We start from the raw sequence: 23,276 nt of genomic DNA, 5'->3' as shown, positions 1-23,276 counted from the left end.
GAGGATCAGAACCCGACAGCAGCCCCGTCCACGCGCGACTCCGACCCCACCACGTACCCGCCGGACGAAGCACGCCACACCGCCTGCCCGTACCCGAAGACCGAAGGCTCCTCCGCGACGGTGACCTCGTGCCCCCGCGAGCGCAACCCCGCGACCAGGCCGGGCACCGCCGCCAGCGCCGGCTCGACCAGCAGGGTCCGGCCGGCGTGCCAGTACCAGCGGGGAGCGTCCAGCGCGGCCTGCGGGTCGAGGCCGGCGTCCAGCGCGGCGGAGACCAGCTGGACGTGCCCCTGTGGCTGCATGTGCCCGCCCATCACGCCGAACGGTCCGATCGGCGCGCCGTCGCGGGTCAGGAAACCCGGGATGATGGTGTGGCAGGGCCGCTTGGCCGGCCCGACCACGTTCGGGTGCGCCGGGTCGAGACGGAAACCGAGGCCCCGGTTCTGCAGCGCGAAGCCGTGCCCGGGCAGCACCACCCGGGAGCCGAACGCCAGGTAGGTGGACTGGATCAGGCTGACCATCATCCCGTCCGCGTCGGCGGTGCACAGGTAGACCGTGCCGCCCCGCTCCGGGTCGCCCGCCACCGGGTCGCCGGCCCGGTCGGTGATCAGGGCCCGCCGGGCCGCCGCGTAGCCGGGGTCGAGCAGGGCGGCGGTCGGCACCGGGGCCCGCTCCGGGTCGGCCACGTGGGCGTGGGCGTCGGCGAAGCCGAGCTTGACCGCCTCGATCTGGCGGTGCAGCCGCTCCCCGGCGTCGAGCGCGGCGAAATCCGTGCCGTCCAGGATGTTCAGCGCGAGCAGGGCGGCGATCCCCTGCCCGTTGGGCGGCAGTTCCCAGACCTCGTGCCCCCGGTAGTTGGCGCCGACCGGGTCCACCCAGGTGGAGGCGTGCCGGGCCAGGTCGTCGCCGGTGAGCAGGCCACCCGTGCGGGCGGCGTGCCCGTCGAGCGCCGCGGCGATGTCGCCCCGGTAGAAGTCCTCCGCGCCGGTCTCGGCGATGCGGCGCAGGGTGCGGGCGGCGTCCGGGTTGCGCCACCGCTCGCCGGGGCGCGGCGCCCGCCCGTCGATGGTGAACACCCGGTCGAACTCGGCGTACTCCTCGCCGCCCGGCTCGACCCGCGCGGCCAGCGCCCGGTCCCAGGTGGCGGCGGTGCCGGTGGCGACCGGGTAGCCGTGCTCGGCGTAGGAGATCGCGTCGGTGAAGAGGTCCGCGAAGGGCAGCGACCCGAACCGGTCGTGCAGGTCCCGCCAGCCAGCCGGCGCGCCGGGCACGGTCACCGGCAACCAGCCCCGGGCCGGCATCGCCGGACCGCGGGCCTGCGCGCCGCCGAGCGCGTCCACCGCCGCCGGCGCGCGCCCTGCGGTCGCGGTGAGCACCACCTCCCGGGTCAGCGCGGCCGGGGACCGGCCGGAGGCGTTCAACCCGTGCAGCCGCTCGCCGTCCCAGACGATCGCGAACAGGTCACCGCCGATGTCGTTGGAGGGCGGCTGCACCACGGTGAGCGCGATCGCCGTGGCCAGCGCGGCGTCGACGGCGTTGCCGCCGCGCCGCAGCACGGCCAGACCTGCGGCCGCGGCGAGCGGCTGGCTGGTCGCGACGGCACCGTTAGGGGCATGGAGCGGCTGTCGGGGGTACGCCATCCGCCATGTCTACCGCCTCCGGCGGCTCCCGGGGAGGGCCCGCCTCGCCTCCCCCGTGATCGGAACACGGGAACCGGGACGACCTTGGAAACCGTCATCCGATCATGGCTCGGCGGGCGGCCACGGCCCCGCCTCAGTCGACCCGGAGCAGGCGGCCGGCGCGGCGGGCCACCCGCAGCCCGTCCGGCAGGTGCGTCGCGCCCTGCCCGCGCCAGTCGGTGACCAGCGCGTCCAACGCCGCCACGTGCCGGTGCGACAGCGCCGCTGGAGAAGCGCCCAGTTCCCGGGCCCAGGCGTGCAGCACCCGGGTACGCACCGCCGGGGCCAGCGCGGCCAGGGCCGCCACGGAGAGTCCCCCGTCGACGGCCCGTACCCCGGCCGGGGCGGCGAGCGCGGCAGCGGCCAGGTCGTCCAGGGCGGCGGTGTCGGCGGCCACCAGCCGGGCGGTCCGGGCCAGGTTGTCCAGCACCCCCAAGCCGAGCGCCCGCAGCAGCACCGGCAGCACGTCGGCGCGCACCCGGGCGCGGGCGTACGAGGGGTCGGCGTTGTGCGGGTCCTCCCACGGGGTCAGCCCGAGCGCGGCGCACGCCTTGCGGGTGTCGTCCCGGGTGACGTCGAGCAGCGGCCGCAGCAGCGGCACCCCGTCCAGCTCGCGGCGCTCGGGCATGCCGGCCAGTCCGCGCGGTCCGGCACCCCGGGCCAGCGCGAGCAGCACCGTCTCGGCCTGATCGTCGCGGGTGTGCCCGACCAGCAACGCCGCCGCGCGGTGTCGCCGGGCGGCGTCGACCAGCGCCTGGTAACGGGCCTCGCGGGCGGCCGCCTCCGGGCCGCCGGGGCGTCCGGCCACGGTCACCGGCACCGCCTCGACCGGGTCGAGACCGGCCTCGACGGCCCACCGGGCCACCGCCTCGGCCCGCCCGGCGGAGCCCTCCTGCAACCCGTGGTCCACGGTCACCAGCCCGGCCCGCCGGCCGAGCCGGGGCGCCACGAAGGCGGTCGCGGCGGCCAGGGCGAGCGAGTCGGCCCCGCCGGAGCAGGCCACCAGCACCGGCCCGTCGGCCGGCAGCGCAGTCAGCGCGCGACGGACGGCGATCCGGATCGCGGCGACCGGCGGGGCGAGGGCGGCCACGGCCGTCCGCTCAGCCGGCGGTCGGGGTGGCGCCGGCCGGCCCGTGCACCCGGGCCACCCAGGCGTCCGGGTCGCCCAGCTCGTTCAGCCGGGGCAGGGTGAGCGGGGAGTCGAAGATCTTGTTGAAGCCGTCCATGCCGACCCGGTCGACCACGCCGTGCACGAACTTGCGGCCCTCGGCGTACTGGCGCATCTTGACGTCGACACCGAGCAGCCGGCGAATCGCCTTCTCCAGCGGGTTGCCGGCCTCGCGGCGTCGGTTGAACCCCGCCCGGATCCGCTCCACGCTGGGGATGACCTGCGGCCCGACGCCGTCCATCACGAACTCGGCGTGCCCCTCCAGCAGGGTCATCAGCGCGGTGAGCCGGTCCAGCACGGCCCGCTGGGCCGGGGTCTGCACGATGTCCAGCACGCTGGTGCGGCTCTCCGGGTCCTTGATCGCGTCGGAGAGGGTGGCGACGCCCCGGCGCAGCCGCTCCAGCAGGTGCTCGCTGCCCTGCGCGGCGTCGACGAAGGCGTTCACCTCGCCGAGGAAGTACGCCCGCATCCAGGGCACCGAGGTGAACTGGGTGCGGTGGGTGACCTCGTGCAGGCAGACCCAGAGCCGGAAGTCGCGCGGGTTCGCCTCCAGCTTCCGCTCCACCTCGACGATGTTCGGCGCGACCAGCAGCAACTGCCCCGGGTCGGCGGAGAACACCTCGTACTGGCCGAGGACCCGGCCGGAGAGGTAGGCGAGCACCGTGCCGGCCTGCATCCCGGTCAGCCGGGAGCCGATCGCCTCGGTGAGCGGCCCGGGACGCTTGTCGCCGGAGAGCCGGTTGACCAGCGGGGTGATCACCTCGCGCAGGCCGGCGATGTTGGCGGCCGCCCAGTCCCGGCGGTCCACCACCCGCACCGGCGGGTGCGTCACCTGCGAGCGCAGCCCGGTGTAGTCGGCGACGTGCCCGGCCGCCTCCTCGGTGAGCCGTCGCAGGTCGACGACGACGTCGGTGGCCTCGGCGTACGACACCCGGGGGCCCGACTTGCCCAGCGCCCCCGCGGTCGCGGCGGCCAGATCCCAGTCCACGAACTGCGCCATGCACCCACCGTACCCGCGCCGGAACACCCCGGCCCGGCGTGCGAGCAGGGGCTCCGGCGGTCGGGGTCAGCGGCAGCCGCAGCCGGCCAGGGCGCCGGCGATCCGGTCGAGGGCCTGACGGCTGACGTCCGAGTCGCCGGCCGGGGCCTTGTCGGTGAGGACCGCGAAGGTGAGCAGCCGGCCCTCGGCCGTGGTGACCAGACCGGCGATGGCGTGCACCTCGGTCAGCGTGCCGGTCTTGGCCCGGACCACCCCCGCGCCGGCGGCGGTCGCGTCGACCCGGTAGCGGTCACCCAGGGTGCCGGACCAGGCGCCGACCGGCAGGCCGCCGAAGATGGCACCCAGTTCCGGGTGGTCGCCCTTGCCGGCGAGCGCGATCAGGTCGGTGAGCAGGGACGGGCTGATCCGGTTGTTCCGGGACAGCCCGCTGCCGTCGGAGAGGCTGATCTCGTCGGCCGGCAGGCCCAGCTCGCCGATGACCTCGTCCATCGCCGCCGCTCCGCCGACGAAGCTCGCCGGCTTGTTGCGGGCCAGCGCCACCTGGCGGGCCAGCGCCTCGGCGATCACGTTGTCGCTGTCGCTGATCATGATGTCGACCAGGCGGATCATCGGCTGCGACTCGACCTTGCCCAGCTCGGTGCCGGGCGCCGGGGCGCCGGTGGCCGCGGCGCCGCCGGCCGGCGGGGCGGTGCCCTGGGTGACCTTGGCGTCCCCGCCGAGGCCGAGGAGGCGGGCGAAGGAGCGGCCGGCGGTCAGGTCGGGCCGCGGGACCCGCTCGGCCGCGCCGTGGGTGTCGTCGAAGGTCTTCCGGGCCGCCTCGGGGTCGCTGCGTGCGCCGTCGGTCATCAGCGCGGTGATCGACGCGCCGTAGCCGCCGGTCGGGATGTCGTCGTCCCAGCCGGGGCCGTGCACCGGGCCGGGGAAGAGCGAGGAGTCGACGACGACCTTGGTCGGAGCGGTGCCGCCCAGCGCCTGCTTCACCTGCTTGGCCAGCGTGTCGAGGCGGGCCGCGCCGGGGTAGAAGCCCTTGCCGTCCACGGCGAGGGTCGGGTCGCCGCCGCCGACGAGCACCACCTCGCCCGGGTTCGCCCCGGCCACCGCCCGGGTGGGGATGCGGTACCCGGGGCCGCGGGCCTCCAGCACGGTCACACCGGTCGCCAGCTTGGTCACCGAGGCGGGCACCGTGCCGTCGTCGCCGCCCCGGGCGTAGATGGACTGCCCGTGGTCAGGTCGGCCACCGAGATGTTCACCCGGCTGCCGAGGGCAGCGGCCCCGAGCAGCGGCTCCACGGCGGCGCGTACCCCGGCGGCGGTGGGCAGCGGGGCGTTGGCGTCGGGGCCGGCGAGCACCGGCGACGGGTCGGGCTCCGGCGCCTGGGCGGCGGCGGCCGGTCCGGCGGCGTCGTCGCCCAGCCACCCGGCGACCGGCCCGGGGCGGAGCACCACGGCGACCCCGGCCAGCGCGAGCAGCAGCACCGTGGCGCGCGCCGCCACCGGCAGCAGCCGGCGCCGCCGGCGCGGCGCGGGGGGCGGCGGACCCCGCGGCCCGGCGCCAGCCGGCGGCGGGGCGACGGGCACGGAGCCGGCGGCCGGGGAGACCGGACCCGACGAGGGCGAGACCGGCGCGGCGCCGTAGACGTGGCCCTGGCCGGCGCGGTGCACCTGGCCGGGCCCGGTGGCCCGGGCGTCCCAGGTCGGCGGCGGGACCCGGGCCGACCCGGCGGCCGGCGGCGGCCCGGACGGCACGCGGGCGGAGCCGGCGGCGGGACGACCGGACGGGTTCACCTCGGGGAACCGGCCGGCGTTGCGGGAATCGCCCGGCCAGGCCGGCGAGACCGGCTCCGACGGCGGCTGCCCGGCACCGGGCCCGGGCGGTGCAGAACGGTCGGACGGGTGCGCACCGGGCACCGGGACCCGTCCGCTCGCGGATCCACCGGACCCGCGCCCGTCAACCCCCTCCGGGCGGTAGTGTGAATCTTCCCTCCCCACGACCCCCTCCTCCCGCCTCCGGAACCAGCCTGGGTGACACTACTTCGGTCCGAAGACTATGCGGCGTCCGGAGCCGGTGGGTGGCCAATCACCCGTACCGGGGGCGTCTGTGGTTCCGTTCAGCCAGCGTGGGCAGACGAGGGAGCGTGGGAGATGGATTTCGACGTCACGGTTGAGATCCCGAAGGGTCACCGAAACAAGTACGAGGTGGACCACGCGACCGGCCGGATCCGGCTGGACCGCACCCTCTTCACGTCGACCCAGTACCCGGCCGACTACGGCTTCATCGAGGGCACCCTCGGCGAGGACGGCGACCCGCTGGACGCGCTGGTGCTCGTCCCCGAGCCGACCTTCCCGGGCTGCCTGATCCGCTGCCGCACGATCGGCATGTTCCGGATGACGGACGAGAAGGGCGGCGACGACAAGGTCCTCTGCGTGCCCTACGAGGACCCGCGCCAGGAGCACCTGCGCGACATCCACCACCTGGGCGAGTTCGACCGGCTGGAGATCCAGCACTTCTTCGAGGTCTACAAGGACCTGGAGCCGGGCAAGTCGGTCGAGGGCGCCACCTGGGTGGGCCGGGTCGAGGCCGAGGCCGAGATCCACGCGTCGTACCAGCGGGCCAAGGACGCCGAGGAGCGCGGCGACACCGCGCACTGACCAGCACGTCTTCGAAGGGCCCGGGCTCGCGCCCGGGCCCTTCGTCGTCTGCCCGGAGGCTGTCGGGAAGCCTCGGGGCGAGCGAGGCGGAGTCCAGGCGGCGATCCGGCGGCGTTGGAGGCCGGGCCCGTCGCAGCCGTCGCGAGGTTTCCCGACAGCCTCCTAGCCCAGCAGGCCGCGCGCGGCGTCGTAGAGGCCCAGCACCGCGCAGGCCACCGGCACGACGGAGACCACCAGCGCGGTGTCGGTCAGGTCGGCCACCCGACCGACGTACGGCGACACCGGCCGCCGGGCGTACGTGGTGCCGGCCGCCACGGCGGTGAGCGCCACGAGCAGCCCACCCACGGTCAGCGCCAGCACCCCCGCATCGCCGGCCCCGGCGGCCAGCACCACGCCGAGCACCGCGAACCCGGCCAGCCCGGCCAGCACGGGCGGCACCCGGTGGCGGACCGCCACGAAGAGCCGGGAGCGCAGCAGCAGCACCGCCGAGACGACGGCCACCAGCAGCCGCCCGGCCAGCCCACCGGTGACGCCGAGCACCAGCGCCGCGGCGAGCGCCAGCGCGCCGTGCCCGATCAGCATCCCGGTCAGCATCTCCTCGGTCCGGGCCACCGCCGCGTGCACCCGCGCCCGGTCGGGCAGGTCCCGCACGCCGTCCGGGCCGCCGGTCGGGCCGGTGGGCAGGGTGATCGGCGGCAGCGGCAGCTTGCCCAGCCGGATCGCCAGCAGCGGCAGCCCGCCGAGGGCGAAGACCAGCACGCAGAGCAGCACCGCCGCGGTCTCGGCCGGCCCGAGCAGCAGCCCGCCGAGGGCGGCCGCCGCGCCGACCGCGCCGAGGGTCGCGCCGGCCACGAAGACCCGCAGCCGGGTGGCGGTGCCGAGCAGGCCGAGCACCGACACCAGCAGCAGCGCCACCGCGCCGGCCAGCAGTTCGGGGGCGCCCAGCCAGGGCAGCGGCCGGAACTCACCGACCGGGTAGCCGGAGGTGACCGCGAGGGCGCCGGCCGCCGCGGCGTACGGCAGCGCGTACCCGCCGAGGGTGGCGCCGGTCGGGCCGTCCCCGTACGCGCGGGAGGCGACCGTGCCGGCGAGCGCGAGCAGCAGCGCGACGGTGACCGCCAGCGGCCAGCCGGCCCGGTGCTGCGGCCCGCCGGCCAGGACGGCGACCAGTCCGACGGCCAGCGGCACGGCGGCACCGGACAGCGCGGCGGCCCGGGTGGCGGCCGGGGACCAGGCACTGCCGCGCCGGCGGGCGCCGTCGGCGATCGCCTCCACCACGTCGTCGTACTCCAGCTCGGGCCACTCGGCGTGGGCCGGCACGAGGTGCAGCACCTCGCCGTCGCGCACCCCCTGCGGGAGCAGCGCCTGCGCGGTCGCCAGCACCGCCCCGTCGGTGCGGCGCAGCACCCAGCCGCCGTGCCGCTCGCCGTCGTCGGCCAGCCCCTCGCCGGCGTGCCGCAGCACCTCGGGCAGCAGCTCGGCGAGGGGCACCTGCTCCGGCAGGGCCACGTCGACGCGTCGTTGCGGGGCGCTGATGGTGACCCTTGCCAGCCCGGTAGTCATCGACTGATCTCCATATCAAGCGGGAGCGGTGGCTGACGGACGACAGGACTTTACCTACCATGAGCCAGGCTCGGGTTACCGAGCGCCACCTTGGAGGGTCAGTGTCCACTGTCGTCATCAAGCGACCTCCGCGCCGTCCGGCGCCGGAGATACCGGTCGGTGAGCTGCCCGTCGAGGCGCCGCCGGAGATCCCCGCGGTGACCGGCGGCCGCTGGCAGCAGGCGCTGATGGTGCTGCCCATGCTGGGCGGCACGGTGGCGATGGCGATGATGTTCGGCCGGGGCGGCGGCGCCTACTCGTACGTGGTGGGCGGCATGTTCGGGCTCTCCTCGGTGGCGATGCTGGTGACCTCCTGGGGCAGCGCCGCCGGCACCCCGAAGAAGTCGGAGATGATGGCCGCCCGCCGCGAGTACCTGCGGCACCTGGCCGCGCTGCGCCGCCGGGTCCGGCAGACGGCCGGCCAGCAGCGGGCCGGGCTCTTCTACCGGCACCCGGACCCGGGCCGGCTCTGGTCGACCGTCGACAGCCACCGGGTCTGGGAGCGCCGGCCGGGTGACCCGGATTTCGCCGTGGTCCGGGTGGCCGTCGGCCCGCAGACCCTGGCGACGCCCCTGATCCCCCCGGTCACCCGGCCGCTGGAGGAGCTGGAACCGATGACCGCGGGGGCGCTGCGGCGCTTCCTCGACGCGTACTCGGTGGTGCCGGACCTGCCGGTGGCGCTGTCGATGCGCAGCTTCGCCCGGGTCTTCGTCCGCGGTGCGGCGGGGGACGCGCGTGGCGGCACCGGCTCGCCCGGGGCGCAGGCGCTGGTCCGGGCCATGCTCACCCAGCTCGCCGTCTTCCACGCTCCGGACGAACTGCTCATCGCGGTCTGCGCCGGGCCGGAACGGCGGGCGCTCTGGGAGTGGGTCAAGTGGCTGCCGCACGCCCACCACCCCGGCCGCACCGACGCGCTCGGCCCGGTCCGGCTGGTCACCAGCTCCGCCGCCGAGCTGGAACGGCTGCTCGACGAGGTGCTGGCCAGCCGGTCCCGGTTCAGCCCGGCCGGCCCGGCCACCGACGGGCCGCACGTGGTGGTCCTGCTCGACGGCGGCGACCTGACCGGGGCGACCGAGCTGGCCGGGGACGGCGGCATCGACGCGGTCACCGTCATCGACCTGGACACCCCGCCGCCGCGGCTGCTCGACCGCTTCGCCCTCCTGCTCGAGCTGCGCGGCGACCGGCTGCACTCCCGGTCGGGCGAGGGGCACGCCGAGGTGGGCACCGCCGACCGGCTGGAGGTCGCCGACGCCGAGGCGGTGGCCCGCCGGCTCGCGCCGCTGCGGCTGGCCACCACCGTACGCGGGGGCGAGACCGCCCCCGGGGCCGAGCTGAACCTGCCCGAGCTGCTCGGCATCGGCGACCCGGAGGGCTTCACCGCCGAGCAGGGCTGGGCGCCCCGCTCGGGGCGGGACCGGCTGCGGGTGCCGATCGGGGTCGGTGCCGACGGCGGCGCGATCGAGCTGGACCTGAAGGAGTCGGCGCAGGACGGCATGGGTCCGCACGGCCTGCTGATCGGCGCGACCGGCTCCGGCAAGTCGGAGCTGCTGCGCACCCTGGTACTCAGCCTGGCCGCCACGCACAGCTCGGAGCAGCTCAACTTCGTGCTGGTCGATTTCAAGGGCGGCGCCACCTTCGCCTCCTTCGACCGGTTGCCGCACACCGCCGCCGTGATCACCAACCTGGCCGACGCGCTGCCGCTGGTGGACCGGATGGTGGACGCCATCAACGGTGAGCTGATGCGCCGCCAGGAGCTGCTGCGCCGGGCCGGCAACTTCGCCAGCCTGCGCGACTACGAGCGGGCCCGGGCCGCCGGCACTCCGCTGGCCCCGCTGCCCTCGCTGCTGCTGATCTGCGACGAGTTCTCCGAGCTGCTCTCCGCCAAGCCGGACTTCATCGACCTGTTCGTCCAGATCGGACGGCTGGGCCGGTCGCTCGGGGTGCACCTGCTGCTGGCCAGCCAACGCCTGGAGGAGGGGCGGCTGCGGGGGCTCGACACCCACCTGTCGTACCGGATCGGGTTGCGCACCTTCTCGGCGCTGGAGTCCCGCACGGTGCTCGGGGTGCCGGACGCGCACGAGCTGCCCCGCTCGCCCGGGCACGGCTACCTGCGCGCCGGCACCGACCCGCTGGTCCGGTTCAGGGCCGCGTACGTCTCCGGGCCGGTCCGCCGGCGCGGCGCGGCGGCCGGTGGCGGCGCGGGCGACGGCACCCGGCTGCTGACCTTCTCGACCCACCTGGTGCCGGTGCCGGAGCCGGCCACCCCGGCGCTGCCCGCCGTCGAGGAGGAGACGGAGAACCTGCTCGACGTGCTGGTCGGCCGGCTCGCCGGGCAGGGCCCGCCGGCGCACCAGGTCTGGCTGCCCCCGCTCGACACCGCACCCGCCCTGGACGAGCTGCTCGGGCCGGCCGCCGTCGACCCGCAGCGCGGCCTCACCGTGGCCAACCCGGAGCTGCACGGCGCGCTCCAGGTGCCGGTGGCCCTGGTGGACAAGCCCTTCGAGCAGCGCCGCGACCTGCTCTGGCTGGCGCTGGACTCCGCCGCCGGGCACGTGGCGGTGGTCGGCGGGCCGCAGAGCGGCAAGTCGCACCTGCTCCGCACGCTGATCTGCGCGCTGGCGCTCACCCACACGCCGGCCGAGGCCCAGGTCTACTGCCTGGACTTCGGCGGTGGCGGGCTCGCCGCGCTGCGCGACCTGCCGCACGTCGGTCAGGTGGCGGGGCGGTCCGACCCGACGGTGGTGCGCCGGACCATCGGCGAGATCGCCACCCTGCTCGCCGAGCGGGAGCGCCGCTTCGCCGAGCTGGGCGTCGAGTCGATGGCGGCCTGGCGGCAGCGCCGGTCCGGGTTGGCGGGGGCCGGCCAGCCGACCGTCGACCCGTTCGGCGACGTCTTCCTGGTGGTCGACGGCTGGGCCACCCTGCGCGGCGAGTACGACGACCTGGAGCCGCTGGTCACCGACCTGGCCACCCGCGGCCTGTCGTACGGGGTGCACGTGGTGGCGAGCGCGGTCCGCTGGATGGACTTCCGGCCGGCCATCCGGGACCTGTTCGGCTCCCGGCTGGAGCTGCGCCTCGGCGACCCGGCGGACTCGGTGGTGAAGCGGGTCGCCGCGGCGGGCGTGCCGGAGAAGTCACCCGGCCGGGGCATCACCGCGCAGAGCCTGCACTTCCTCACCGCGCTGCCCCAGCTGGCCGGGACCGAGTCGGCCGACCTGGTGAAGGCGGTCGCCGGAGCCTGGTCCGGTCCGCCCGCCCCGCGGGTGCGGCTGCTCCCGCCGGTGCTCCCCTACGCCGACCTCGACACCTCCGCCGCCACCGGGCTGGCCTTCCCGATCGGCGTGGCCGAGGCGGACCTGCGCCCGGTGGCGGTGGACTTCGCCACCGAGCCGCACTTCGTGGTCTTCGGCGACGCGGAGTGCGGCAAGTCCTCGTTCCTGCGCGCGCTGGCCACCTCGATCATCGACCGGTTCACCCCGGAGCAGGCCCGGATCATCCTGGTCGACTACCGGCGCAGCCTGTACAGCCTGATCGACGACCCGCACGTGATCGGGTACGGCAGCGCGGCGGCGCACACCGCCGAGCTGGTCGAGTCGGTCGGCGGCTACATGCAGGCCCGGCTGCCCGGGCCGGACGTGACCCCGGCGCAGCTGCGGGAGCGGTCCTGGTGGTCGGGGCCGGAGCTGTTCGTGCTGGTCGACGACTACGACCTGGTGTCCAGCGGCCCGGCGAACCCGCTGCGCGGCCTGGAGGAGCACCTGCCGCAGGCCCGCGACATCGGGCTGCACCTGGTGCTGGTCCGCCGTTCCGGCGGCGCCGCCCGGGCCCAGTACGAGCCGATCGTGCAGCGGCTGCGCGAGCTCTCCACCGCCGGGCTGGTGATGAGCGGCAGCCCGGACGAGGGGCCGCTGGTCGGGCAGGTCCGTCCCGGGCCGCTGCCGCCCGGGCGGGGCCGGCTGGTCACCCGGCGTGAGGGCGTACGCCTGGTCCAGTTGGCACATCTGCCCCCACCGTGAGCGTGTCCGGCGGAACGTCCCGCCGGGGAGGGGAAAACCGGTAATCTGCCGAGCAGCACGTGTCATGGACGATGAATGGCGGAGGATGTGACCAGGGTTCGGCACGGCTCCCCGACCGCGCTCCACCGGTTCGCCGGCCGGGCGTTGCTCGGTGTCGCGGCGACCGCCGTGACGGTCGTCGGCGCGGTGCCCCCACCGGCGTCGGCCGCCCCGTCCCGACCGGTCGCCGTCGCCGCGCGGGCCGCCGGCGCGCCGCTGGCCGAGCCGGGTTTCGTCCCGGTGGAGACCACGGCCCGGGCCGACCGGGTCCGCGACGACCAGTGGCAGCTCGAGGAGTTGCGGGCCGGCACCGCGTGGAGCGCCTCCACCGGCCGGGGGGTCACCGTCGCGGTGGTCGACTCCGGTGTGGACGCCGCCCACCCGGATCTGGCCGGCCAGGTGCTGCCCGGCATCGATCTGGTCTCCCCCGCCGGCGCCGACGAGCCGGACCCGGTGGGTCACGGCACCACGGTGGCCAGCCTGATCGCCGGGCGCAACGACGACCGGAAGGGCGTGGCCGGGCTGGCCCCGGGCGCCCGCATCCTGCCGGTCCGGGTGCTCGACGACGAGAACCGCTACGACGACGCGATGATCGTCGCCAAGGGGGTGCGCTGGGCGGTCGACAACGGCGCCCGCGTGATCAACCTGTCCCTGGGCGGCAGCGGCGACAGCCCGGCGCTGGCCGCCGCGCTCGACTACGCCTTCGCCCGGGACGTGGTCGTGGTCGCCTGCACCGGCAACGTCGCCACCTCGTCCAGCCCCAAGGTCTGGTACCCGGCCCGGGAGCCCGGCGTGATCGCCGTGGCCGGGCTGGAGGGCAGCAGCGAGAACCTGTGGTCCGGCTCGATCACCGGGCACGCCACCACCCTCACCGCGCCGGCCACCCGCCTGGTCGGGGCCCGTCCACCGGACGGGTACTGGGGGGTGCAGGGCACCAGCTTCGCCGCACCGCTGGTGGCGGCCACCGCCGCACTGGTGCGTGCCCGGTTCCCGGAGATGTCCGCCGGGGACGTGGTCAACCGGCTGCTGGCCACCGCGAAGGACATCGGCCCCACCGGTCGGGACGACCGCTTCGGGTACGGCCTGGTCGACCCGGTGGCCGCGGTGACGGCCGACGTGCCGCTGGTGCACCGCAACCCGCTCGACGACCAGACCTCCCCCGGCGTGGTCGGCTTCGGCCCGGCGCCCGGGTCGACCGACGACGCCGAGGCCGGCGGCACCGGCTCCGAGCCGCTCGGCTTCACCGCGCCCCGGCAGCACACCCGCTGGTCCGCCCAGCCCGCCGGCGTCGAGGACGACACCGCGCCGCGCCGGCTCTGGACCGGCGTGGCCATCCTCGTCGCCCTGGTCACCGGCACCGCGCTGATGATCCGCCGATTCCGCCTGGTCGGCCGCTGACCCCGGCCTGATCGGCCGCGTCGCTGGGTAAGAGCTGACGCCATGAGCAATTCCGGCCAGCGCACCTCCGTACGCCCGTCGGCCCGCTCCTGGCGGGGTCGACGCCTGGACCGCGACCACTCACTGGGCCTGCGGCTGACCCTGACCTCGGCGGCGGCGTTCCTGGTGCTGGTGCCGTTCGCGCTGCTGGCCGTGCTGGTGGTGGGTGCCTGGCCGCCGCTGCACCACCTGGACGCGGTGGTGACCGACGTGCTGCACCGCTACGCCGTCGACCACCCGGGCTGGGCGCGGGCGATGAACGGGTGGACCACCGTCTTCGGCCCGGGGCCGCTGCGGGTGGCGGCGCTGGCCGTGGTGGTCTGGCTGTGGAGCCGCCGGGCCCGCCGGCTGGCCCTCTGGGTGGTCACCACGATGACCGTCGGCGGGCTGCTCGGCGCGCTGCTGAAACTGCTGGTCGGCCGGAGCCGACCGGACCTGCTCGACCCGGTGGCCCGGGCGGCCGGCTTCGCCTACCCGTCCGGGCACGCGCTGAACGCCACCCTGGCCGCCGGCGTGCTGCTGCTGGTCTTCCTGCCGTTCGTCCGGGGCCGGACGGCGGGGCGGATGGCGCTCTGGGTGGCGGCGTTGCTGATCGCCGGGGTGACCGGGCTGAGTCGGGTGGCGCTCGGCGTGCACTGGACCAGTGACGTGCTGGGTGGCTGGCTGCTCGGCGTGGCGGTGGTGGCGGCGACCTCCGCCGCGTTCACCACGTGGCGGGAGCGGACCGGCCGGCCCGCCGCCCGGCCCGCCACCGAGGGCGTGGAACCGGAGCTGGCCGACGACCGGAACGAGCCCGACGCGTAGTTGTGGCCCGGCGGGGGTAACGGGCGGCCCATGTCCGACTTCGCGGTGCAGGTCGTCAAGCGGGTGCTGGTGCCGGTGGCCCTGCTGCTCGCCTTCATGGTCCTGCTGGGGGTGCTGGTCACCCGGGTGCTGGACCGGGCCTGGCCGTTCACCGTGGAGGACGCGGTCAACCGGGAACTGGCCGCCGACCGCACCGGCGGCTGGAACGACGTCTCGCTGGTGTTCAGCACGCTCGCCAGCACCCAGGTGATCGTCCTGGTCACCGCGGTGGCGGCGCTGGTCCTGCGGCTGGCGCTGCACCGGTGGCGGGAGCCGCTGTTCCTGTGCGCCGCGGTCAGCGCCCAGGCGCTGGTCTTCCTGCTGACCACGATGGCCATCGACCGGCGTCGCCCGGCCGTCGAGCACATGGACGTCTCGCCGCCCACCTCCAGCTTCCCGTCCGGGCACACCTCGGCGGCGGTGGCGCTCTACGTCGGCATCGCGCTGCTGCTGGCACTGCGGGCGAGGAGCACCGCGGGCAAGGTCACCTGGTGGGCCCTGCTGGTCCTGGTGCCGGTCGGGGTGGCGCTGACCCGGATGTACCGGGGCATGCACCACCCGAGCGACGTGGTGGCGTCCTTCGTCAACGGCGGCACCTGCGTGGCGATCATGGCCCGGGCGGTGCTGGACCGGACGCTGAACTGGGGCCGGGCCCGGCTGCCCGGGGTCACCCCGGCGGGCGGGGACGTGGCCGCCGCCCGCGCCCGGAGCTGACCCCGGCCGCGGTCACCCGGCCGCCGCGGCGGGCCTCAGGTGCAGTCGCCCGTGCCCACCCCGCGGGTACGCTCCGCACCCGCCAGCGCCACCGACCGCGCCTCCGCCGCGGTGACCGCGAAACCGGTGTTCGGGTCGTCCGCCGCCGCCGCGAAGATCACGCCGAGCACCAGGCCGTTGGAGGAGACCAGCGGTCCGCCGGAGTTGCCGCTGCGGACCAGCGCCCGGATCGTGTAGATCTCCCGGGTCACGTCGCCGGAGGAGTAGATGTCCGGCCCGGTGATCCGGTCGACGTCGCGCACCCGGGCCGGGCGGGCGTCGTACGGGCCGTCGAGGGGGAAGCCGAGCACGATCGCGTCCGAGCCGCTGCCGGCCTGCCCGGCGGCGAAGCGCAGGGACGGGCCGGGCAGCCCGGGCACGTGCAGCACGGCGAGGTCGCGGTCCGGGTCGTAGACGACCACCTCGCCGTCGTACCGCTCGCCGCGCAGTTCCACGGCGACAGAGCGGGTGCCGGCCACCACGTGCGCGTTGGTCATCACCCGGTCGTCGGCGTACACGAAGCCGGAGCCCTCGATGCGGCGCGCGCAGCTCGGCGCGGAACCCAGTACCTTGACCACCGACCGCTGACTGTTCGCCACCACCTGGGAGCCGGCCAGGGCCGGGTCGGGCGGGGAGACCTGCCGCGCCTGGGTGCGGCCCAGGCCGTTGAAGACGTCCGGGAAGCCGTCGGTGTCCACCGTGTCGCGCAGGGCGGTGGAGAGCTCCTGGGCCCGGTCGGGTAGCACCCGGTCCACCACGGTCAACAGCGCGCTGTTCTTGACCGAGGCGGACAGCCAGGGCAGCGGGGAGGAGGCCAGCGGGACGGCGACCAGCCAGGCCACCAGCATCACGGCGAAGAGCGAGACGAACGCGCCGCCGATGTCGTCGGCCCGCTTCGCCACGTCGTTGGTGATCGTCCTGCGCAGGTGCGAGCCGAGCCAGCCGGCGAGCGCCTGCCCGAGCACGGCCAACCCGAAGATGGCGACCAGGGAGATCAGCACCCGGGTGCCGCTGTCGACGAACTGCCGGGCGAAGATCGGGCCGACCTGAAGGCCGAGGAGCGCGCCCAGGAAGAAGCCGGAGAGCGAGAGCGCCCCGATGGCGAAGCCCTGGCGGTATCCGCTGATCGCGAACACGAGCATGAGCAGGAGCAGGACGAGATCCACGACGGACACCCGTCAAGGGTACGGGCACCGGGCACGACCGGGGCGTCGCGCTTGCGGAACGTGACGGTCAGGTCAGCGGGCCAGCCATCTCGTCGACCTCGTCGGTGCCGGCGGAGGGCGCCGGCGTGGCCCCGACGGGCGGCAGTTCGATCACCCGGCCGCGCGGCCAGGGACGGGCCCAGCCCCCCATCTCGAGGAGCGTGGCGAGCACCCCGGCGGTGAAGCCCCAGACCAGCATGCCGCGCACGGAGAAGGCGGGTCCGATCCAGCCGCTCGGGTGACGTACCCGCATCCGGTTCTCCGGGTCGACCAGCTCGGCGACGGGCAGCCGGGCGACGTGGGCGACCTCGGCCGGCTCCCGGGGGTGCACCGGGTGCGGCGCGTGCCACCAGGCCAGCACCGGGGTCACCACGAAGTCGCTGACCGGGATCCACAGCCTGGGCAGCTCGGCCAGCACGGTCACGCTGGCCCGGTCGAGGCCGACCTCCTCGTTCGCCTCGCGCAGCGCGGTCGCGGAGGCGTCGGCGTCCACCGGGTCGGCCGCGCCGCCGGGGAAGGCCGGCTGGCCGGCGTGGTTGCGCAGGGTCGCGGCCCGCTGGAGCACCAACACGTCCGGGCCGACGCCGGGCTCCTCGCCGAGCAGCACCAGCACCGCGCTCTCCCGGCCGCCCTCCTCCGGGGTGGTGAGCCGGGTGAAATCCTCCACCCGGGCGGTGCCGAGCCGACCGAGCAACGGGTCGATCCAGGCCGGCGGGCGAGTCACGCGGAAACCTGCACGCCGAGGTGCTGCCGGACCAGCGCGGCGAGCCGGGCGTCGTCGAGGGCGCCGGTGGCGTCGGTGTGGCGTACCCGGCCCTGCGCGTCGACGAGGAGGGTCAGCGGGAGGGCGTTGCGCCCCAGCTCGCGTTGCAGCGCCTCGCCCTGGTCGAACAGCATCGGGAAGCGGATGCCGTAGTCCTCGCCGATGGACTGGGCGGCGCTGCGGGTGTCTCGGCTGTTGACGCCGATCACCTGGAGCCGGCCGGCCGCACGCTCGCTGAGCCGCTGGAAGGCGGGCAGCTCCTTGCGGCAGGGCGGGCACCAGGAGGCCCAGACGTTGACCACGGCGGGGCCCCGGACGTCGCGCAGCGCCACCGGCGTGCCGCCGGTGAAGCAGGAGAGGATCAGGCTCGGCAGCACCGCCCCGACGGCTCCGCTGGCGGTCGGCGCGGCGGCACCAGGCGTCGCGGTGCCGGTCGTGGCGGCGCCAGGCGTGGTGGAGCCGGGCGTGGTGGAGCCGGGCGCGGTGGCACCGGACGGGGCGGCGGCACCGGTCGCGGCCGGCGGGCGGGTCAGCGTCGCGCAGTCGGCGAACGGCGAGGGGCGTTCGGCCCGGGCGGTCGGGGTGGTGGCGCTGCCCTGACCGGTGGCGGTGCAGCCGGCGACGGCCAGCAGCGCGGGGACGAGCAGGGCAGCCAGCCGCCGGTTCACGGCACCTCCGCGGCGACGGCCTGCCGCGGCACCAGCTCGGGGTCGACCCCGGCGGCGGCCGCGAGGTCCCGGGCCCGGGGGCCCTTGAGCAGCTTCGCGGCGGCGGCCGGCTCGGTCGGCCCGGTCCCGTACGACGGGCAGAGCTTCGCCAGCGTGCAGGCCCCGCAGGCCGGCTTGCGGGCGTGGCAAACCCGCCGCCCGTGGAAAATGATCCGGTGCGAGAGCATGGTCCACTCGCGCTTGGGGAAGAGCGCGCCAATCTCGTGCTCGATCTTCACCGGGTCGGTCTGCGCGGTCAGCTTCCAGCGCTGCACGAGCCGCTGGAAGTGGGTGTCGACGGTGATCCCCGGGACGTCGAAGGCGTTGCCGAGGATGACGTTGGCGGTCTTGCGGCCGATCCCGGGCAGCGTCACCAGGTCGGCCAGCCTGCCGGGGACCCTGCCGTCGTACCGCTCGACCAGGGCCTGGCCCAGCTTGATCAGTGAGTCGGTCTTGTTGCGGTAGAAACCGGTCGGCCGAATCAGCTCCTCCAGCTCCGCCCGGTCGGCCCCGGCGTAGTCCGCCGCCGTCGGGTAGCGGACGAAGAGCTTCGGGGTGACCTCGTTGACCTTCTTGTCGGTGCACTGCGCGGAGAGGATGGTGGCGACGGCCAGTTCCAACGCGTTGGAGTGGTCGAGTTCACAGTGCGCGTCGGGGTGCGCCTCGGTCAGCGCCCGGCCGATCCGCCGGGCGCGCCGGGTCCGGCCGAGGTCCGTCTCGGTGGAGCTGATGGTCACGCCGGCCAGCCTACGTCGCCGGGGCGACCACCCGCCGGGCCCACGCCCGGCTCAGCCGGCCTGCGGCGCGCTGATCCTGCCGTCGGCGTCGAACCGGGCCCCGGTCCGCGGGAAGTCGGCCCGGCTGAGCTGCTTGATGAGCCCGAGGCCCTGGTCGGCGGAGTCCATGGTCGGCTTGCCGACGGAGTTCATCCGGGTGGAGGTGAAGGAGCCGCCGGCAAAGGTGCCGTCCGGCTTGAGCGACACCTTGAGCACCCCGCCCCAGCCGAGCCGCCCGCTCGGGTTGAGCGACCGGCCGCCGCCGGCGAAGTTGCCGAGGCTGTAGGCGATCAGCCGGCCCTGGTAGAACTCCATGCCGCGCAGCACGTGCGGGCCGTGCCCGACGATCAGGTCCGCCCCGGCGTCGATCATGGCGTGGGAGAACTTCACCGGGTCGCCCCGGTTCTCGCCGTAGAACAGCTCGGTGCCCGGCTTGACCTTGGTCTTGTCGGCCCCCTCGGCGCCCATGTGCACCTGGACCACGACGAGGTCGGCCATGGTGGCGGCCTTCTCGATGACCGCCGTCGCCGCGTCGATGTCGGTCAGGCTGTTCGACCAGGGGTACGACGAGAAGCCGGCCACCGCGATCTTGACGCCCTTCACCTCGACCACGGTGATCTGGTCCGGGGCGCCGGTGTGCTTGAGGCCCTGCTTCTCCAGCGCCTTCTGGGTGTTCGCGTACCCCTGCGGGCCGTAGTCGTAGCCGTGGTTGTTGGCCTGGTTGAGCAGCTCGAAGCCGGCGTCCTTCAGGTGGGCGGCGTAGCTGGACGGGGCCCGGAACTGGTAGCAGGCGGTGGAGTTCGCCCCGCACTTGCCGGTGCCGGTGTCCTCGGTCAGCGGCTCCTCCAGGTTGCCCATCACCAGGTCGGCGGCGAGCGCGTCGGAGATCTCGTCGAAGAAGCCCCGCCCGCCGTTGGCGGGGAGCCGGGAGGGGGCGTTGCCCATGATGATGTCGCCGGTCGCCGAGAGCGAGACGGCCTCGCCGGCCGGCTCCGAGGCGCCGCCGGACGGGACCGGTGCACCGGTGGCGCCCCCACCGCCACCGCGCTGCCAGACCGGCGTGGCGTCGTCGTCCGACGTGCCGCAGCCGGCGGTGAGCAGCACGGCGAGGACCGCGCCGACGGCGAGCGCGGCACGGCGGCGGGTCCTGGTAGGTGCGGGAGCGGGCATCGCTGGCGACCCTACCCGGTAGGTAATGGCACGACGATGGCCTTTCAGACCAAAGTTCAGCCCGCCCGCCGGTCGGACCAGGGCACGCAGGGCAGCGACCCGCCGTCGCGGACGGCGGCGTGCACGGCCCGGGCCAGCGGGGCGCCCCAGGTGGACCGGGGGCCGCCGTAGGGCTCGGCGGGGCCGTCGGCCGGGCAGAGCACGGTGACCGCGTCGGTGGGCGTACCGGTGGCGGGCAGGCCGAGTTCCCAGATCGCCTGGGCCTTCGCCTCGGTCGCCGTGGCGACGGCGTTGACCAGCGCGGCGTCGCCGAGCGCCGCCGGGACGTACACGACGATGTTCACCGTGCCCACCCGCTGGGCCGGCGCCGCCGGGGCCGGCGCGGCGGCCCAGACCGGCATGCCCAGCCCGACCGTCGCCCAGGCCCGCACGCCGGTGTCGGCCCGGGCCACCACCTCGGCGACGTCCACCCCGGTGAGCAGGCCGATCCCGGGTCCGGCCAGGCCGAGGCCGCCGGCCAGCGCGGCGAGGTGGGCGGCCGGGTCGTCCCGGTGGTACGACATCGGCACGGTCGCGTTCACCACCCAGTTCCGGACGCCGATCCCGCCGCCGAGCGGGCCCGAGCTGGCCGCCCGCAGGGGCGTCCCGGCGCGCCACACCAGCAGCGGGATGTCCCGGCCGTCCTCGGGACGGCTGGTCAGGGTGGGGTCGCTCAGCACGCCCGTCACCCTACGGCCATCGACGGCAACGCCCGGTCACCACCCGGAAGCAGCCGCGCGATACTAGCCCCTGATCAGGGCGGGAAGGTTACGTCCAAGGATCAAGATTCCAGGGGTGCGCCTCTGATTCGTGCTTACGTGCGCCTAGACTTGTCGGCGCGCGAGGGATAAGCGGACGGCGGACCCGGCCGACGGACGGCGACGCGCAACCGGAGGTGCGCGATGGACGAGGTACTGGCCCGCAGCGGGATCTTCCAGGGTGTCGACCCGGAGGCTGCCGAGGCGCTCGCCAAGGAGATGGAGACGATCGACGTCCGCAAGGGCGAGATCGTGTTCAACGAGGGCGAGCCCGGCGACAGTCTCTACATCCTCCTGTCGGGCAAGATCAAGGTCGGGCGTCGGGCGGCCGACGGCCGGCAGAACCTGATCGCCGTGATGGGCCCGTCGGACATGGTCGGTGAGCTGTCGCTCTTCGACCCCGGTCCGCGTACGGCCACGGCCACCGCGGTCACCGACACCCGGCTGGTGCGGCTGCGCAAGCAGGCGCTGCGGCCCTGGCTGAACAACCGGCCCGAGATCGCCGAGCAGCTGCTGCGGGTGCTGGCCCGCCGGCTCCGCCGGACCAACGACTCGCTGGCCGACCTGATCTTCACCGACGTGCCGGGCCGGGTCGCCAAGAACCTGCTCCAGATGGCCGGCCGCTTCGGCACCCGCGACGGCGGCGTGCTGCGGGTGACCCACGACCTCACTCAGGAGGAGATCGCCCAGCTCGTCGGCGCCTCCCGGGAGACGGTCAACAAGGCGCTGGCCGACTTCGCCTCGCGGGGCTGGCTGCGGTTGGACGGCAAGAGCATCATCATCCTCGACCCGGAGCGTCTGGCCCGCCGCGCGCGGGTCTGACCAGGTCGAGACGAACGTCCCGGCCCGGCCCGCCGTCCTGGGGTCCGGGCCGGCCCTTCGGCGTCACGGGAACGAATCGTCGCGCTGCTCCGTCCGCCACGGGTCCTGCCGCTTGCCGATCCTGGGCACGGGCTGGCGGTGTCGCCACCGCTCGGCCTGGTTGCGCCAGCGGTGCCAGGTCCACCGCAGGTAGGCGAGGTAGATCGCGGTGGCCAGCAGACCGATCGTGAGGAACAGCCGACCCCCGAGGATCAGCCAACCCCCCTTTTCGTAAGGCTTGTCGCTCCGCAGGTAGACGAAGTCTCGATCCTCCGGGTCGTAGACCACGGTCAGCCGCTCGCCGGGGGTTGGCAGGTCCTCGGGCGGTCCGGCCACCTCTGCCACGACCCTCTCGCCCTGAGTCGTCGTGAACCCCACCTTCAACGACGACCCCCGCCGCAACTCGCGGGCCTCGACGACCACCGCAACGGCCGACTCGCCCCGCTCCCGCAGGTCCCGTGCCTCGAGCAGGCTGCCGACGCCGCACGCGATGAAGGTCAGCGCACTGAGACTCACCACCAGAACGGCAGCGAAGGCCGGGTGCCGCAGCCAGTAACCGGGGCGCCATCGGCTCCGTGGTTCGCGCTGCACCGGGTCAACCGGTGCGGTCGACGCCACGGCCGACGGTTGCCTGCGTCGCCTGCGCCGCTCGTTCCGACTGGCCATCCATCGCCTCCCGCCCGCCCGCCTCCCGCCTGGCGATCGCGGCTCACGGTAGACGGCGGCACCAAGGTGGGCGGTGCCGGCGATCCCGGCGCGGTCTGCCCGGCGCAGAATTCCTGGACTCCGGCGCGGGTCGGGGCCAGGCTGGGGCGATGCGTGAACGTGTCGCCGTCCTCTCCGACGTCCATGGTGCGCTGCCCGCGCTGGAGGCCGTACTGGCCGAGCCGGACGTGGCCGCCGCCGACCTGATCGTGCTCACCGGTGACATCGCCGCCGGACCGCAGCCGGTCGAGGTGCTGGACCTGCTCGTCTCGCTCGGCGACCGGGTCCGCTGGGTACGCGGCAACGCCGACCGCGAGCTGGTCGAGGCGCACGCGGGCCGGCCGTCGCCGTTCGAGGTGTCGAACTGGGCCGCCGGCCAGCTCCGCGACGACCACGTCGCCCTGCTCGCCGCGCTGCCGCTGACCGTGACCCTGCCGGTCGGCGGCCTCGGCCAGGTGCTCTTCTGCCACGCGACGCCTCGGAACGACGAGGAGGTCGTCCTGGTCGACTCCCGGATGCAACGCTGGGCGGAGGTCTTCGCCGGGCTGCCGGCCGAGGTCGGCACGGTGGTCTGCGGCCACACCCACATGCCGTTCACCCGGCTCGTCGACCGCCGCCTGGTGGTCAACCCGGGCAGCGTCGGCATGCCGTACGGCGGTGCCGGGGCGTGGTGGGCCCTGCTCGGGCCGGGCGTGCAACTGCGCCGCACCCCGTTCGACGTGGATGCCGCCTGCGCCCGGGTCGCCGCCGAGTCGGGCTTTCCCGATGCCGCCGCGTGGGCCGACGAGTACCTCCGCTCCCGGCACAGCGACTTCGACGCGCTCACCGTGTTCGGCCCCCGGGACGGTCGCTGACCCCGGCGAACCTGAGCAGAAAACTCCGCCGTGCGATGCTGCGCGGCTCACGCGTCCGGAGCGGCCGGTGCGCCTGGGCACGGCCGGTGCGGCCCGCGCGATGGCCGGTGCGGGCGGCTGCTAGGGCCAATGCCGTTCAGTTAAGGGGGTGGGTTGGTTGTCAACGCCGTCGTGTTGAGGATCTTGATGGCGATGGTGTGGTGGTAGTTGGTGCGGTCGATGGCGCCCTTGGCGCGGTGTTTGGAGATGGCGC

The 23,276-nt window shown here is 75.3% G+C and carries 18 protein-coding genes and 1 pseudogene; 7 read left to right on the top strand and 12 right to left on the bottom strand.

All coding sequences use genetic code 11. The features are described from left to right. Window positions 1-5: 5 nt before the first annotated feature. The 4 genes and pseudogenes from KBX37_RS02365 to dacB all read right to left on the bottom strand — a co-directional run bounded on the left by KBX37_RS02365 (window position 6) and on the right by dacB (window position 5,349). Window positions 6-1,640, bottom strand: coding sequence for a gamma-glutamyltransferase family protein (locus KBX37_RS02365; protein WP_210774137.1), 1,635 nt, complete (start codon window positions 1,638-1,640; stop codon window positions 6-8). A 133-nt stretch (window positions 1,641-1,773) separates the two neighbouring features. After that, complete coding sequence (gene tilS / locus KBX37_RS02360) at window positions 1,774-2,769, bottom strand: tRNA lysidine(34) synthetase TilS (RefSeq protein ID WP_210774136.1); 996 nt, start codon at window positions 2,767-2,769, stop codon at window positions 1,774-1,776. 10 nt (window positions 2,770-2,779) lie between these two features. Then, window positions 2,780-3,847 carry a zinc-dependent metalloprotease gene (locus tag KBX37_RS02355; protein WP_210774135.1) on the bottom strand — a complete coding sequence of 356 codons (1,068 nt, stop codon included), beginning with the start codon at window positions 3,845-3,847 and terminating at the stop codon, window positions 2,780-2,782. Window positions 3,848-3,913: 66 nt separating this feature from the next. Continuing rightward, window positions 3,914-5,349, bottom strand: a pseudogene (gene dacB / locus KBX37_RS02350) (D-alanyl-D-alanine carboxypeptidase/D-alanyl-D-alanine-endopeptidase). Between the two features lie 639 nt (window positions 5,350-5,988). On the opposite strand from dacB, the gene KBX37_RS02345 reads away from it, so the two are divergent. Continuing rightward, window positions 5,989-6,495, top strand: a complete 507-nt coding sequence (locus KBX37_RS02345; protein ID WP_210774133.1) for an inorganic diphosphatase — start codon at window positions 5,989-5,991, stop codon at window positions 6,493-6,495. A 162-nt stretch (window positions 6,496-6,657) separates the two neighbouring features. On the opposite strand, the gene eccD is transcribed toward KBX37_RS02345, so the two are convergent. Then, complete coding sequence (eccD, locus tag KBX37_RS02340) at window positions 6,658-8,058, bottom strand: type VII secretion integral membrane protein EccD (protein ID WP_210774131.1); 1,401 nt, start codon at window positions 8,056-8,058, stop codon at window positions 6,658-6,660. 101 nt (window positions 8,059-8,159) lie between these two features. Between eccD and eccCa the strand changes: the two genes are divergently transcribed. The 4 genes from eccCa to KBX37_RS02320 all read left to right on the top strand — a co-directional run bounded on the left by eccCa (window position 8,160) and on the right by KBX37_RS02320 (window position 15,146). After that, on the top strand, window positions 8,160-12,113 hold the full coding sequence (gene eccCa / locus KBX37_RS02335; protein ID WP_210774129.1) for a type VII secretion protein EccCa: 3,954 nt from the start codon (window positions 8,160-8,162) through the stop codon (window positions 12,111-12,113). Between the two features lie 75 nt (window positions 12,114-12,188). Next, complete coding sequence (mycP, locus tag KBX37_RS02330; protein ID WP_210774127.1) at window positions 12,189-13,550, top strand: type VII secretion-associated serine protease mycosin; 1,362 nt, start codon at window positions 12,189-12,191, stop codon at window positions 13,548-13,550. A 42-nt stretch (window positions 13,551-13,592) separates the two neighbouring features. Next, window positions 13,593-14,393, top strand: a complete 801-nt coding sequence (locus KBX37_RS02325; RefSeq protein WP_210774124.1) for a phosphatase PAP2 family protein — start codon at window positions 13,593-13,595, stop codon at window positions 14,391-14,393. A 30-nt stretch (window positions 14,394-14,423) separates the two neighbouring features. Next, window positions 14,424-15,146: a phosphatase PAP2 family protein gene (locus tag KBX37_RS02320; RefSeq protein WP_210774122.1), complete on the top strand. Its 723-nt coding sequence runs from the start codon at window positions 14,424-14,426 to the stop codon at window positions 15,144-15,146. A gap of 35 nt (window positions 15,147-15,181) precedes the next feature. Here the strand turns inward: KBX37_RS02320 and KBX37_RS02315 are convergent, their stop codons facing one another. From KBX37_RS02315 to KBX37_RS02290, 6 genes are read right to left on the bottom strand one after another with little or no spacing between them, the layout of a single operon-like run. Beyond that, window positions 15,182-16,360: a MarP family serine protease gene (locus KBX37_RS02315; protein WP_210774120.1), complete on the bottom strand. Its 1,179-nt coding sequence runs from the start codon at window positions 16,358-16,360 to the stop codon at window positions 15,182-15,184. 58 nt (window positions 16,361-16,418) lie between these two features. After that, complete coding sequence (locus tag KBX37_RS02310) at window positions 16,419-17,114, bottom strand: CoA pyrophosphatase (protein WP_210774118.1); 696 nt, start codon at window positions 17,112-17,114, stop codon at window positions 16,419-16,421. Beyond that, a complete protein-coding gene (locus tag KBX37_RS02305; RefSeq protein WP_210774110.1) occupies window positions 17,111-17,821 on the bottom strand; it encodes a TlpA disulfide reductase family protein in 711 nt (236 codons plus the stop codon). Before KBX37_RS02305 ends, KBX37_RS02310 begins: the two co-directional genes overlap by 4 nt. Next, window positions 17,818-18,597 carry an endonuclease III gene (gene nth / locus KBX37_RS02300; protein WP_088959914.1) on the bottom strand — a complete coding sequence of 260 codons (780 nt, stop codon included), beginning with the start codon at window positions 18,595-18,597 and terminating at the stop codon, window positions 17,818-17,820. The genes KBX37_RS02305 and nth overlap by 4 nt, the downstream gene beginning before the upstream one ends. A 51-nt stretch (window positions 18,598-18,648) precedes the next feature. Then, window positions 18,649-19,806 (bottom strand): CapA family protein, encoded by a 1,158-nt coding sequence (locus KBX37_RS02295; RefSeq protein WP_210774108.1) that lies wholly within the window; start codon window positions 19,804-19,806, stop codon window positions 18,649-18,651. Window positions 19,807-19,862: 56 nt separating this feature from the next. Further along, complete coding sequence (locus KBX37_RS02290) at window positions 19,863-20,525, bottom strand: adenosylcobinamide amidohydrolase (protein ID WP_210774106.1); 663 nt, start codon at window positions 20,523-20,525, stop codon at window positions 19,863-19,865. 222 nt (window positions 20,526-20,747) lie between these two features. Here KBX37_RS02290 and KBX37_RS02285 point away from each other — a divergent pair, with 222 nt between their 5' ends. Next, the gene (locus KBX37_RS02285; protein ID WP_067306583.1) at window positions 20,748-21,425 is read left to right on the top strand and encodes a Crp/Fnr family transcriptional regulator; all 678 of its coding nucleotides are present in this window, start codon (window positions 20,748-20,750) and stop codon (window positions 21,423-21,425) included. 63 nt (window positions 21,426-21,488) lie between these two features. Here the strand turns inward: KBX37_RS02285 and KBX37_RS02280 are convergent, their stop codons facing one another. Next, on the bottom strand, window positions 21,489-21,980 hold the full coding sequence (locus KBX37_RS02280) for a DUF3592 domain-containing protein (protein ID WP_210774104.1): 492 nt from the start codon (window positions 21,978-21,980) through the stop codon (window positions 21,489-21,491). A 299-nt stretch (window positions 21,981-22,279) separates the two neighbouring features. Between KBX37_RS02280 and KBX37_RS02275 the strand changes: the two genes are divergently transcribed. Continuing rightward, window positions 22,280-23,023 carry a metallophosphoesterase gene (locus KBX37_RS02275; RefSeq protein ID WP_210774102.1) on the top strand — a complete coding sequence of 248 codons (744 nt, stop codon included), beginning with the start codon at window positions 22,280-22,282 and terminating at the stop codon, window positions 23,021-23,023. The last annotated feature ends 253 nt before the right edge of the window (window positions 23,024-23,276 follow it).

Source organism: Micromonospora sp. U56, from assembly GCF_018070095.1.
Taxonomy (GTDB): Bacteria; Actinomycetota; Actinomycetes; order Mycobacteriales; family Micromonosporaceae; genus Micromonospora; species Micromonospora purpureochromogenes.
This window is presented reverse-complemented; position numbering and strand designations above follow the sequence as displayed.